We start from the raw sequence: 12,078 nt of genomic DNA, 5'->3' as shown, positions 1-12,078 counted from the left end.
CCAGCTGGGCATCGCGCCGCCGCGGGGCGGCATCGTGCGTATCCTGGCGCGCCCGGGCGGTGGCGGCGACGCCGGGCAGCACGCCGTGGCGGGCCAGTGCCAGGTTCAGCGCCTCCAGTATGGGAGCCAGGTCGTAGAACAGGCCGGCCTTGAGCAGCGGCAGCAACAGACCGGCTGCTTCCGGTTCCGCGTGCAGCGCGGCCCACGCTTCCTGCAGCGAGGCGATGAAGACGTCGGGCCGGAACGGATTCTGGCCCGGGCGCAGCGTGCCCCGTTCGAGCAGGTGCGCCAGGCGCGCGCCCAGCGCGGCCAGCGCATCGGCATGGGCCGCTTCGAACGGACGGGCCACGCCACCGAGCGTCACCTGCTGGTCCATCTCTTCATAAGGCACCAGCGCCAGCGCTTCAGCGTCGCGCGGACCGGCCTGGCGCGGGGCCAGTTGTGCCAGGCCGCGCCGCAGGTGGCGTTCCAGTCCATCCGACGCCAGCTGGACGAACAGGCCCTGCCGGTCACGCAGCAGGTTGCCCGCGCGCAGGCGCAGCTGGACGTCGCGGATATCGTCCTGCATCGTGTCGCCATCGACCAGGGCGCCGGCCAGCCGCACGCACAGCTCGCGCAGTTGCGCGCGGGCCAGCGAGGTGGCGGCGGCGATCAGGTTCTCCAGCAGCGCATGGCGCGGCGTGACCGCCGGGGCCGGCGTGGCTGGAAGCGTGGACGGATGCATAGTTGACAATGGTGGCGCAAAAAGGGACCGCAAGCGGGGACCGTAAGCGCCATTCTGGCACATCCTTGCCGAGTGGCAATGAAAAATTACAGATCCGCCGTTGTTGGCGGCACCCGCACGTGGCGCCCGCGACACCGTTCGCCCCCGCGACCCGCATGGCGCCTGGCCCCGCAAGGTCTTGTCCTACATGTCAGGACGGTCATCTCCGATATCCGGGACCTGAGCAAAAACGCATCATTTCGCTACCGGAAACGTATCGGCTAGTCGACTGGCTTCCATGGCAACCGGCTCATCGATGGACTTCGGCAAGCGACTCTCTCCATTCACGCGAAAGGAAAGCAAAATGGCCTCGAATCAGAAAAGCGGTGGCAGCAAGCAGGGTTCGTCCAGCAGCGGCAGCAAGCAGTCCGGCGACCAGGGCTCGCGCTCGGGCGGTACGCAAGGCGGCACGCATGAGCAGCACGTAGAAGCCGGCCGTCAAAGCCACAAGAACGACGGCAAGAAGTCTTCGGCGAAAAGCAAGTAACCCATCAGTAGCGACGCGGGCAAGAGCGCATGCAAGGGCGCGCTTTTTCCGCTGGCGAGGCCTGCTTCAACGGAAAGAGCCTGCGACGGCCATGCCGCGCAGGCTCTTTTGTCGTCCGCCCCAGGCTGGGGCGCTTCAGATATTTGTCACGCGCTTGCCCTTGGGCGGGCGGAAATCGCGCACGTCGTTGATCAAGGCGACCTTGGCCGCGTCGCGCGCCGTCAGGTGCAGGTCGGAATAGGCGTGGATGGTCCAGTGTTCGTCGGACAGGTTGATGTTCTTGCGCAGGATCGATTCCGTGCGCGCATCGTCCGCCTGCAGGCCCTCGACGATGATGCGCAGCGCATCGGGCCGCGCCCCCGACGGCGCGCTGGCATGGGATTTGTGCACCATGAAACGGGCCGTCTCGCTGGCATAGCGCTCCTGCCCGGCCAGGAACAGGATCACGGCGATCGACGCCACGGCGCCGCCGTTGTAGGTGACGATCTTGATCGGCAGGTTGCTCAGGTAGTTGTGCAGGCACAGCCCGTCACTGACATAACCGCCGTTCGACTGGATCAGGATATGGGCCGTCTCCACGCCGTCCTCCGTCATGTCCGCCACCGCATCGAATACGCGGTGGACCATATCGCTGTTGACGTCGCCCGACAAGGTGAACCAGGCCGCCCCATCCAGTTTTTGTTTATCTTCGCTCATGGTGTTTTCTACCTCTCCAAATGGTAGCTGCCATTCTAGCGCACAGGATGTTTTCGGGACGCACGACCGGGCGGCGCGACGGCCGACGGTGTTGCCGGTGGCGTTGCACTTCGCCATGCCCAGCTGCGTGCGAGCAAGACGCCCTGCCTTATCCGGCCTCGCCGGCCAGTTCCATGAAACAGGCCCGCCCCGCCGCGCCGCGCAGGTCCGCCGTCACCTTGCCCTTGGCCAGCATGATGATGCGGTCGGCCGACAGGATGGTTTCCCGGCGGTGGGCGACAATGATGCGCGTCATCGGCAACCGGGCGATGGCGGCATTGACGGACTGCTCGCGGGCGACGTCGAGGTGGCTGGTGGCCTCGTCCAGCAGCAGCAATGCCGGTTCCCGGTACAGGGCGCGGGCAATCAGCACGCGCTGCTTCTGGCCGCCGGACAGCACAGTGCCCATGTCGCCGATCAAGGTGTGCAGGCCCATCGGCATGGCCAGGATGTCGTCGAGGACGGCGGCCTGGCGCGCGCAGGCGCGGATGGCTTCCTCGTCCGGGGCGTCGGCGAAAAAACAGATATTGTCCGCAATCGAGCCGGCGAACAGCTGGTCGTCCTGCAGCACGACGCCGATCTGGGCACGGTACTGTTCGACGCCGGCCGCCGTCAGCGGGCGGCCATCGACCAGCACTTCGCCGCCGCCCCGTTCGAGCAGGCTGGCCAGCACGCGCAGCAAGGTTGTCTTGCCGCAGCCGGAGGGACCGACAATGGCGACCGATTCGCCCGGGGCGATAGCCAGGTCGATGCCGTCCAGTATCCACGGCTCCATCGCGCCGAAGCGAAAACGCAGGTCGCGCAGTTCCAGCCCCAGCGGCGCGCGCGGTGACGGAATGGCAGGTGCAAGTCCACGCTCCTCCGGCGGCGTCAGCGCGATATCGGCCAGGCGCTCGGCGTGCAGGCGCAGCATGACGAGGTCCAGGCCCTTGTCGATCAGGCTGCTGATACGGGACAGGAACTGGTCCTTGTAGCTGATAAAGGCCAGCAGCATGCCGACGGAAAAAGTGTTGTCCAGCACGCGCTCGGCGCCCAGCCACAGCACCAGCACGGCGACGATGCCGATCAGCGTCGCGTTCACAGTGCGAAACATCAGCCCCAGCTTCTGCGCCGTCACCTGGCGATTGACCGTTTCCACCAGCAGGTTGACCCAGTGGGCCTGCCGCCCGTCCTGGCCGTTGAACAGCTTGATCGTCTTCATGCCCCGCAGCGTTTCCAGGAAATGGCTGTCGCGGCGCGCGCTCCACACGATGGCTTCGGCGCGGGCATTGCGCAAGGTCGAATACGACAGCACGCGCACCAGCGCGTACAGCAGCGCCCCGGCCAGCACGACAGCAGCCAGCGCGGGCGCGTACAGCAGCATCACGACCAGCGTGACGACGGACATCAGGCCGTCCAGCAGGATTTCGACCAGGTCCGTCGTCAGCGCCTGCAGGATGGTTTCCTGCGAGCCGAAGCGCGACATCACGTCGCCCAGGTGGCGGCTTTCGAAATAGCGCGCCGGCAGGCGCACCAGGTGACCGAACAGCGCCGCCCGGCCGGACACCTTCATCACGCTGGAAATGGCAATAAGGGTGGCGCCCCGCATCGTCGTGATCGCCACCCGCAGCAGCAGCATGAAGCACAGCGCCCAGGCCAGGGTGGCGAGCAGGTCGCGGTCCGCTCCCACCAGCGCCTCGTCCACCACCCACTGCATGAAGAAGGGGCTGGTGACACCCAGGGTCTCGATGGCCAGGGCCATCACGGCCAGCAGCGCCAGGGAACGGCGCACGCCGACGACGCGCCCCAGCAGCGCCGTCACGCGCAGCCGGGGTCCCGGTTCGGCCGCCGCGAAGCCCGGCGCCGGCGTCAGCTCCAGCGCGACACCCGTGAAATGCCGCCCCACGTCGGTGCGCGGGAGGCGGCGCACGCCCACGGCCGGATCGTGGATGACGATGCCCGTTGCCGTCACCGCCTTCAACACGACGAAATGGTTCTGGTCCCAGTGCAGGATGCACGGCATGGCAAGCAGCGGCAGCTCCTCGGGCTCGAGCCGCAGGGGCCGCGCCGCCAGGCCCAGGTGGGTGGCGATCGACACCAGGTCCTTCAGCGAGGCGCCCCGCAGCGACAGGCCGAAGCGGCGGCGCAGCGGCGCCAGGCCGGCACCGTCGCCATGGAAGGCGGCCACCATCGCCAGGCAGGCCAGGCCGCACTCGGCCGCCTCGGTCTGCAGGATCAGCGGCAGGCGCACACCCAGCACGGCGCCGAAGTCGTACGGCGCGTTCATTGCACCGTGCCCGTCAAGGTGAACAGCGGTTCGAGCACCCATTCATAGAGCTTGCGCCGGTCGAGCAGGATTTCCGCGTCCAGCTGCATGCCCGGTTGCAGCGGCACGGCCTTGCCATAGGCCGTCACCTGCTGCCGGTCCAGCGCGACGACGATGCGGTAGCGGGTTTCGGCCGCAGCACCCTGGGCACCCGTGGCGAACGGCGCCGGCAGGTCGGCCGGCTCGATGGCGCTGCGCGAGACGCTGCGGATCACGCCCCGGTAATGACCGAACTTCTGGTACGGGTAGGCACGGTAGCGCAGCAGCACGCGCTGGCCGGCACGCACGAAGCCGACGGCGCCGCTGGGCGCATATAGGTGCGCCTGCAGGATCGCGCCGCGCGGCACGATGGACAGCAGCGGCATGCCGGGTGTGACAGTGGCACCTGGGGTGGCGTGGATGGCCGTGACGGTGCCGGCCTGGGGCGCCACGATCGACAGCGCCCGGCGCGCCTCGGTCTCGGCCAGTTCGCGCGCCGTGGCGGCGATATTGCGCTTGACCAGTTCCTCCTGCGCCGCCTGCCTGACGGGGATGTCGCGCATTTCGCCTTCCAGCGCGGCCCGTTCGCGTCCCAGCGCGATCAGGTTGCGTTCGGCGCCCTCGTGGCGCGCCGCCTGTTCGACGACATCGGCGGCCGCCTCGCGCACCTGGTGCTCCAGCACGAAACCGAGCTTTTGCAGCTCGCGCAGGCGTGCCTCCCATTGGCGCGCCATCGTCACGCGCGATTTCTGCAGCCCGATTTCGCGTTGCATGTTCTGCTCCTCGCGCCGCAAGGCCGCGATGCGCTCGGCCATCGTGGCCCGCTGCTGGCGCAGCAGCTCGCGGTTGCGCTCCCCTTCGGCGGCCAGGCTGTCGCGCTGGGCCGCCAGCGCCCGCACCACATGGGCCTGGGTTTCGCCCAGCGCCATGCTCAGTTCCTCGGTCGACAAGGTCGCCAGTTGCTGGCCCTGCGTCACCACGCTGCCCTCCTGCACGAAGATGCCGGTGGCCACGGCGGCGCGCGGTGCGAACACCCGCACCATGCCCTGGGCCGGCACCAGCCAGCCGGGCACGCGCGCCCGCTTCGTGTAGCTGCCCAGGCACAGCACGGCTACAACGAGCACCGTCGTCAGCGCGGCCAGGCCGGCGAACCACCAGTGCAGCGCGCGTGGCTTGACCAGGACGGTGCCGAGCCAGGAAGCCTGCTGCGCGCGCAGCACTTCCGCGCGGAACAGCGACAGCCCCGGCTCGTCGTCGCGTCCGTCGCGGCCGGAACCGTCCATCACTCCTCGGCGAAGTAGTCGCGCACGTCGTAGCTGATTTCAATTACGCGCGACAGCTTCTTGATCGGGATCAGCTTGCGGATGCGGGGATCGAGGAAATCCTTCAGCAGCGGCGGACGCGGTGCGTTGAAAAAGTAGCCGGGATCGTTGGCGACGATGGACTTGGCGACGATATCGAGTTCGTCGCGCGACGTCACCGTCTGCACCACGCAGGGCGCGTAGCGGATGCCCAGGGCCAGCAGCGCGCAGGCGCGGTGGTAGCCGTTATGCAGCAGCAGGCGGCCACGGTCGTCGTCGCGCACGGCGTTGAGGAAATTCGAACTGAAGCCCACGATCAGCGCCAGCGCCCCTGCCACGGCGCCATAGGCATCGTGGCCGCCCAGCTGGGCACCGCCCAGCAGCACCGGTTCGTGAAAGCGGAAATCGGTCGACTCGGAGCGGAACACATAGCGTTTCGAGCCGGCTTCGCGGATGCGGAACGGCGCCGGCTCGTCGCCCATGGGCAGGCAGAAATGGAACAGCGCGACGGGATCGGGATGGGGGCCGAGGCGCAGCTTGAGGTCCTCGACGAAATTGTGCGTCACATGGTTCTGGCACACGACAAGGTTGGCCAGGTCGACCATCTCGACCGTGCTGGGCAGCCTGTCGAAGGTGCGGGTGTAGCGGGTGCTGGCCATCACCTGTTCGATCAGCGGCACGATGGCCGGATCGGGCGACGGCGCGACGGGATGGTCGGCGATATTGGCTTCGCGCCCTTCCAGCTCCTCGTAGTAGAGGGCGGCTGTGCTCCATTCGCGCACCAGCGGGGGGCGCGGCAAGGTGGCCCCGTCGATGGCCGTGTCGTCAATAAAATCGAGGAACTTGCGCAGCGGCGGCTGGCCGAGCAGCCATGCTTCCTGGTGCGGGACGTGCTGCGCGGCGTCGATGACGCCTTGCAGGTCGGGTTCGCGTTTCATGGATTTCCCCCAAGCTGGAACGGTGAAAGAAACTTCGGGACCCGCGGCAGCGGTACCGGCATGCGGGCGGCAGCGGTTGGCCAAACCGTTCCCGCCCTGATCCGGCTGCATCGCAACGATCAGCCGGCGCCCGCACGATTACTTACAGCCGCTGACGCTCTTGCTCTTGCATTTGCTCTTGCTCTTGCTGTGGCAGCTGTCCTTCCTCGTATGGCTCTTGCCACGGCTGCAGCTCTTCGAGTGGCCATGACCGTGGCCACCGCAGGGGGCGCCGCCGCCATACACGTGTTGCAGTTCGTTGCTGGTCAATTTGCGCATGATGTTCTCCTCAGTAGAAAATGGATGGCAACAGGCCATCCGCACGGGCCCGCGAGCGCCGCAAGGGGCGACTCGCACGGCAGGGGCAACCTGCGCTCGCGATCGAGGTGCTTGTTCCGGGGCTGGACCGCCTGGTCCGCCCGACCCTGGAGGGAATACTAGGCGCCCGAAAATCCAGGCGCTTGATTTGCCCCAAGGTGTGACTTTCGAACTACTATTGACAAGTGCAGGAAGCGTTTATTGAGGCCGTCAGCGCTTTCGGCAACGTTTCTTCGGTTCTCGTTGCAGCAGGGCCGACCCGTCGCGCAAATCTTGCCAGCCCGAGGCCGGCCCGGCCGCGCCGTTGACCCTGCCGGATTGACACCCACCCCCGTCTGGCATATAGTCCCGATCCTTGACCGGGAGAGCGCAGCCATGCTGCCGCCGAAGGGGCACTACCCAAAAACTCTCAGGCACAAAGGACCGGTCAGGGGCGCGCACAGCGGCGTGGATGCAGATCCAACGCCTTTGCGCGGTCAAACTCTGGAGAGCGGCTGCCGTCGGCAGCCCACCGAAGGGGCGTGCGGCAAGGCGATGGCAACCCCATTGCGGCCGCTATCTCTCAGGTACCGAGGACAGAGGGGTAACTCATGCCAGGAAAAGTGCGTCCGCTTTTCCGGCATGCTGGTTAACCCCCAACCATCGGTCCGAGGAAGTCATGACGCTCAAAGCAACTCCACTCAATAACGCCCACCGCGCCCTCGGCGCCCGCATGGTCGATTTCGGCGGCTGGGACATGCCCGTCAACTACGGCTCCCAGATCGAGGAACACCATGCCGTGCGCACGGACGTCGGCATGTTCGACGTGGCGCACATGTGCGTCGTCGACATCAAGGGCGCCGGCGTGCGAGGCTTCCTGCGACGCCTGCTGGCCAATAACGTCGACAAGCTGCAGGTATCGGGCAAGGCGTTGTATTCGTGCATGCTCAATCCCGAAGGTGGCGTCATCGACGACCTGATCGTCTATTTCATTTCCGAGGACTGGTTCCGCCTCGTCGTCAACGCCGGCACGGCCGCCAAGGACGTGGCGTGGATGAACGCGCAGAACGACGCCTGGGGCACGGGCCTGGCGATCACGCAGCGCCGCGATGGCGCCGATGCGATGGCGCTGATCGCCGTGCAGGGCCCGAACGCCCGCGCCAAGGTGTGGGAAGTGATCCCGCAGGCGAAGGACGCCACGGCGGAGATGAAGCCCTTCAACGTCGCGCTGGTGCCGGGCACCGCCTTCGGCGAAGCGATGATCGCCCGCACCGGCTACACGGGCGAGGACGGCTTCGAGATCGGCGTGGCCGCCACGCAGGCGGAAAGCCTGTGGAACGCGCTGGTCGCCGCGGGCGTCAAGCCGGCCGGCCTGGGCGCGCGCGACACCCTGCGCCTGGAAGCGGGCATGAACCTGTACGGCCAGGACATGGACGAATCGGTCAACCCGCTCGACGCCGGCCTGGCCTGGACCATCGACCTGGTCAGCGAACGTGACTTCATCGGCAAGGCCGCGCTGCAGGCCAAGGGCCAGAACGCCCAGTTCGTGGGCCTGATCCTGCGCGAAAAGGGCGGCGTGCTGCGGGCCCACCAGAAGGTCGTCGCCGCCAGCGGCGAGACGGGCGAGATCACATCGGGCACCTTCAGCCCCACCATGCAGCAAGCCATCGCGCTGGCCCGTGTGCCGGCCAGCGTGCAGGTGGGCGACACGGTCCACGTCGAAATCCGCGACAAGAAGCTGGCCGCCACGGTCGTGAAGCTGCCTTTCGTGCGGAACGGTAAAATCCTCGCTGCCTGATCCGAACAAGTCCGACCCAACAACACCACCCATGGAGCACACATGAGCAATATTCCTGCAGAGCTGAAGTACACCGAGTCCCACGAGTGGGTCCGCCTGGAGTCCGACGGCACCGTCACCGTCGGCATCACCGAGTTCGCGCAGGATGCGCTGGGCGATATCGTGTTCGTCGAACTGCCGAAGGTCGGCGCCAGCTTCACGGCCGGCGACGACGCCGCCGTGGTCGAATCGGTCAAGGCCGCCTCGGACATCTACTCGCCTCTGTCGGGCGAGATCACCGAGGTCAACGAAGCCGTCGCCGGCGCGCCGGAATCGATCAACGCCAATGCCTACGAGGCCTGGCTGTTCAAGCTCAAGCCGGCCGACGTCTCCCAGCTGGACGGCCTGCTGGACGCCGCCGCCTACGGCAAGACCACCGCAGCCTGATTTCCGCCTGACCGGGCCGGCCTCGATGCCGGCCCTTGTTTTTCGCCAGCCCCTTTCTGGACTTTCTGGATCTTCCCATGACCCGCACCAGCCTGACCCAACTCGAAGCCCGCGATGCCTTCATCGCCCGCCACATCGGCCCGGACGCCGCCGAACAACAGCAGATGCTCGACACGCTCGGCTACGCCACGCGCGCGGCGCTGATCGACGCCATCGTGCCGGCGCACATCCGCAACAAGAGCGCCCTGCCGCTGGGCCAGTACTACGAGCCGAAGCCGGAACCGGAAGCGCTGGCCGTGCTGAAGGGTCTGGCGAAAAAGAACCAGGTACTGACGTCGCTGATCGGCCAGGGCTACTACGGTACCCACACGCCCGGCGTCGTGCTGCGCAATATCTTCGAGAACCCGGCCTGGTACACGGCCTACACGCCCTACCAGCCGGAGATTTCGCAAGGCCGCCTGGAAGCGATCCTGAACTTCCAGCAGGCCATCACGGACCTGACGGGCATGGGCATCGCCAACGCGTCGATGCTGGACGAAGGCACGTCGGCGGCCGAAGCCATGACCTTGCTGATGCGCGTCGGTAAATCGAAGTCGAAGGCCTTCTACGTCGCCAACGACGTGCTGCCGCAGACGCTGGAAGTGGTGCAGACCCGCGCCGAGCCGCTGGGCATCGACGTCAAGACCTTCGATCCGGCCGAACTGGGCGGCGTCACGGACGCCTTCGGCGTGCTGCTGCAGTACCCGGGCGTGGACGGCGCCGTGCGCGACTACCGCGCCGACGTGGCGAAGGTCAAGGCGGGCGGCACCATGGTAGTCGTCGCCGCCGACCTGCTGGCATTGACCCTGCTGACGCCTCCCGGCGAATGGGGCGCCGACGTCGTCGTCGGCAACAGCCAGCGCTTCGGCGTGCCGCTCGGTTTCGGCGGCCCGCACGCCGGCTACATGGCCACCCGCGACGAATACAAGCGCTCGATGCCGGGCCGCCTGGTGGGCGTCACCGTCGACCAGCAGGGCAACACGGCCTACCGCCTGGCCCTGCAGACGCGCGAGCAGCACATCCGCCGCGAAAAAGCCACGTCCAACATCTGTACCGCCCAGGTGCTGCTGGCCGTGATCGCGTCGATGTACGCCGTCTACCACGGCCCGCAAGGCCTGCGCAATATCGCCCAGCGCGTGCACCGCTACACCGGCGTGATGGCCGAATACCTGCGCAGCCTGGGTTACACCCTGACCAGCAGCACCTTCTTCGACACCTTGACCGTGCGCACCGACCGCGCCGACGCGCTGCACGCGGCCGCCGTCGCCAACGGCATCAACCTGCGCAAGATCGACGCCCACCATGTCGGCCTGTCGCTCGATGAAACCACCGGCCGCGACACGCTGGCCGCGCTGTGGACCGTGTTCGCCGACGGCGTCGCCAACGCCCCGGCCGCGCCGGACTTCGACGCAGTGGAAGCGAAAGTCGAGCATGCACTGCCACAAACGCTGCTGCGCGAGAGCGAGTACCTGACCCACCCCGTCTTCAACCGCTACCACAGCGAAACGGAAATGCTGCGCTACCTGCGCAGCCTGGCCGACAAGGACCTGGCGCTGGACCGCACCATGATCCCGCTGGGTTCCTGCACGATGAAGCTGAACGCCACCAGCGAGATGATTCCCGTGACGTGGCCGGAGTTCTCGAATATCCACCCGTTCGCGCCGGACGAGCAGACCGTCGGCTACCGTGAAATGATCGGCCAGCTGGAAGACATGCTGTGCGCCGTCACCGGCTACGCCGCCGTGTCGCTGCAGCCGAACGCCGGCTCGCAGGGCGAGTACGCGGGCCTGCTGGTGATTCAGAAGTACCACCAGTCGCGCGGCGAAGGCCACCGCAATATCTGCCTGATTCCGTCGTCGGCCCACGGCACCAACCCGGCCTCGGCCTCGATGGTGAACATGCAGGTGGTCGTCACCGCCTGCGACGAGAACGGCAACGTCGACCTGGCCGACCTGAAGGCCAAGGCCGAACAGCACAGCAAGAACCTGGCGTGCGTGATGGTGACGTACCCGTCCACCCACGGCGTGTTCGAGGAAGGCATCAAGGAACTGTGCGATATCGTTCACTCGCACGGCGGCCAGGTGTATATCGATGGCGCCAACATGAACGCGCTGGTCGGCGTGGCGGCGCCCGGCGCCTTCGGCGGTGACGTGTCGCACCTGAACCTGCACAAGACCTTCTGCATCCCGCACGGCGGCGGCGGTCCCGGTGTCGGCCCGATCGGCGTCGGCGCCCACCTGGCCGAATTCCTGCCGAACCAGCGCTCGACGGGCTATGCCCGCAACGAGAACGGCATCGGCGCCGTGTCGGCTGCCGCCTTCGGCTCGGCGTCGATCCTGCCGATCTCGTGGATGTATATCGCGATGATGGGCGGCGAAGGCCTGACGGCGGCGACGGAGACAGCAATCCTGAACGCCAACTACATCGCCCGCCGCCTGGCGCCGCACTACCCCGTGCTGTATTCGGGCCACGACGGCCTGGTGGCGCACGAGTGCATCCTGGACCTGCGCCCGCTGACGGACGCCACCGGCATCAGCAACGAGGACGTGGCCAAGCGCCTGATGGACTTCGGCTTCCATGCGCCGACCATGAGCTTCCCCGTGCCGGGCACGCTGATGATCGAGCCGACCGAATCGGAGTCGAAGGCCGAGCTGGATCGCTTCATCGACGCCATGATCGCCATCCGCGGCGAGATCGCCAAGGTGGAAAGCGGCGAATTCGACAAGGCCAACAACCCGCTGAAGTTTGCGCCCCACACGGCGGCCGTGCTGACGTCGGACAACTGGGACCGCCAGTACAGCCGCGAAACGGCAGCCTACCCGCTGCCGTCGCTGCGCAAGCACAAGTACTGGCCCACCGTCGGCCGTGCCGACAACGTCTACGGCGACCGTAACCTGATGTGCGGCTGCGCGCCCATCTCGGCCTACGAATAAGCCTTCCACTCGAAGGCCCGAGGCGCCGTCACCGCGAG

The 12,078-nt window shown here is 67.1% G+C and carries 10 protein-coding genes and 2 riboswitches; of the genes, 4 read left to right on the top strand and 6 right to left on the bottom strand.

Going from position 1 to position 12,078, the window contains the following annotated elements; translation table 11 throughout:
* Window positions 1-724, bottom strand: a 724-nt coding sequence (locus GM672_RS06135; protein WP_170299946.1) for a DUF1631 family protein, incomplete at its 3' end; no start/stop codon positions are given.
* Between the two features lie 343 nt (window positions 725-1,067).
* Between GM672_RS06135 and GM672_RS06130 the strand changes: the two genes are divergently transcribed.
* The gene (locus GM672_RS06130) at window positions 1,068-1,250 is read left to right on the top strand and encodes a hypothetical protein (RefSeq protein WP_155469639.1); all 183 of its coding nucleotides are present in this window, start codon (window positions 1,068-1,070) and stop codon (window positions 1,248-1,250) included.
* Window positions 1,251-1,385: 135 nt separating this feature from the next.
* Here GM672_RS06130 and GM672_RS06125 read toward each other — a convergent pair whose 3' ends face one another.
* The 5 genes from GM672_RS06125 to GM672_RS06105 form a co-directional block, all read right to left on the bottom strand.
* Window positions 1,386-1,946: an ATP-dependent Clp protease proteolytic subunit gene (locus tag GM672_RS06125; RefSeq protein ID WP_155469638.1), complete on the bottom strand. Its 561-nt coding sequence runs from the start codon at window positions 1,944-1,946 to the stop codon at window positions 1,386-1,388.
* A 148-nt stretch (window positions 1,947-2,094) separates the two neighbouring features.
* Entirely contained in the window at window positions 2,095-4,251 is a 2,157-nt protein-coding gene (locus GM672_RS06120) for a peptidase domain-containing ABC transporter (RefSeq protein WP_155469637.1), read from the bottom strand.
* Window positions 4,248-5,552, bottom strand: coding sequence for an HlyD family secretion protein (locus tag GM672_RS06115; RefSeq protein ID WP_155469636.1), 1,305 nt, complete (start codon window positions 5,550-5,552; stop codon window positions 4,248-4,250). The genes GM672_RS06120 and GM672_RS06115 overlap by 4 nt, the downstream gene beginning before the upstream one ends.
* Window positions 5,552-6,508 carry a hypothetical protein gene (locus GM672_RS06110; protein ID WP_155469635.1) on the bottom strand — a complete coding sequence of 319 codons (957 nt, stop codon included), beginning with the start codon at window positions 6,506-6,508 and terminating at the stop codon, window positions 5,552-5,554. The genes GM672_RS06115 and GM672_RS06110 overlap by 1 nt, the downstream gene beginning before the upstream one ends.
* A gap of 138 nt (window positions 6,509-6,646) precedes the next feature.
* Window positions 6,647-6,826 (bottom strand): hypothetical protein, encoded by a 180-nt coding sequence (locus GM672_RS06105; protein WP_155469634.1) that lies wholly within the window; start codon window positions 6,824-6,826, stop codon window positions 6,647-6,649.
* Window positions 6,827-7,215: 389 nt separating this feature from the next.
* Window positions 7,216-7,301: riboswitch (glycine riboswitch) on the top strand.
* Window positions 7,302-7,338: 37 nt separating this feature from the next.
* Window positions 7,339-7,454, top strand: a riboswitch (glycine riboswitch).
* A gap of 69 nt (window positions 7,455-7,523) precedes the next feature.
* Between GM672_RS06105 and gcvT the strand changes: the two genes are divergently transcribed.
* From gcvT to gcvP, 3 genes are all read left to right on the top strand, one after another.
* Window positions 7,524-8,642: a glycine cleavage system aminomethyltransferase GcvT gene (gcvT, locus tag GM672_RS06100; protein ID WP_155469633.1), complete on the top strand. Its 1,119-nt coding sequence runs from the start codon at window positions 7,524-7,526 to the stop codon at window positions 8,640-8,642.
* Between the two features lie 42 nt (window positions 8,643-8,684).
* Window positions 8,685-9,068, top strand: coding sequence for a glycine cleavage system protein GcvH (gene gcvH, locus GM672_RS06095; protein WP_155469632.1), 384 nt, complete (start codon window positions 8,685-8,687; stop codon window positions 9,066-9,068).
* A 77-nt stretch (window positions 9,069-9,145) separates the two neighbouring features.
* A complete protein-coding gene (gcvP, locus tag GM672_RS06090; protein WP_155469631.1) occupies window positions 9,146-12,040 on the top strand; it encodes an aminomethyl-transferring glycine dehydrogenase in 2,895 nt (964 codons plus the stop codon).
* The last annotated feature ends 38 nt before the right edge of the window (window positions 12,041-12,078 follow it).

Origin of the sequence: Pseudoduganella buxea, from assembly GCF_009720835.1 — a bacterium.
In the GTDB taxonomy this organism is placed as follows: domain Bacteria; phylum Pseudomonadota; class Gammaproteobacteria; order Burkholderiales; family Burkholderiaceae_D; genus Rugamonas; species Rugamonas buxea.
Note: the sequence above shows the minus strand (reverse complement) of the source record. Positions and strands in the feature narration are given on the sequence as shown.

What these genes read in the sequence shown, in the direction of transcription:
- GM672_RS06125 (WP_155469638.1), bottom strand. Translation starts at nt 1,946, where the DNA reads ATGAGCGAAGATAAACAAAAACTGGATGGGGCGGCCTGGTTCACCTTG.
- gcvT (WP_155469633.1), top strand. Translation starts at nt 7,524, where the DNA reads ATGACGCTCAAAGCAACTCCACTCAATAACGCCCACCGCGCCCTCGGC.
- gcvH (WP_155469632.1), top strand. Translation starts at nt 8,685, where the DNA reads ATGAGCAATATTCCTGCAGAGCTGAAGTACACCGAGTCCCACGAGTGG.
- GM672_RS06110 (WP_155469635.1), bottom strand. Translation starts at nt 6,508, where the DNA reads ATGAAACGCGAACCCGACCTGCAAGGCGTCATCGACGCCGCGCAGCAC.
- gcvP (WP_155469631.1), top strand. Translation starts at nt 9,146, where the DNA reads ATGACCCGCACCAGCCTGACCCAACTCGAAGCCCGCGATGCCTTCATC.
- GM672_RS06105 (WP_155469634.1), bottom strand. Translation starts at nt 6,826, where the DNA reads ATGCGCAAATTGACCAGCAACGAACTGCAACACGTGTATGGCGGCGGC.
- GM672_RS06115 (WP_155469636.1), bottom strand. Translation starts at nt 5,552, where the DNA reads ATGGACGGTTCCGGCCGCGACGGACGCGACGACGAGCCGGGGCTGTCG.
- GM672_RS06130 (WP_155469639.1), top strand. Translation starts at nt 1,068, where the DNA reads ATGGCCTCGAATCAGAAAAGCGGTGGCAGCAAGCAGGGTTCGTCCAGC.
- GM672_RS06120 (WP_155469637.1), bottom strand. Translation starts at nt 4,251, where the DNA reads ATGAACGCGCCGTACGACTTCGGCGCCGTGCTGGGTGTGCGCCTGCCG.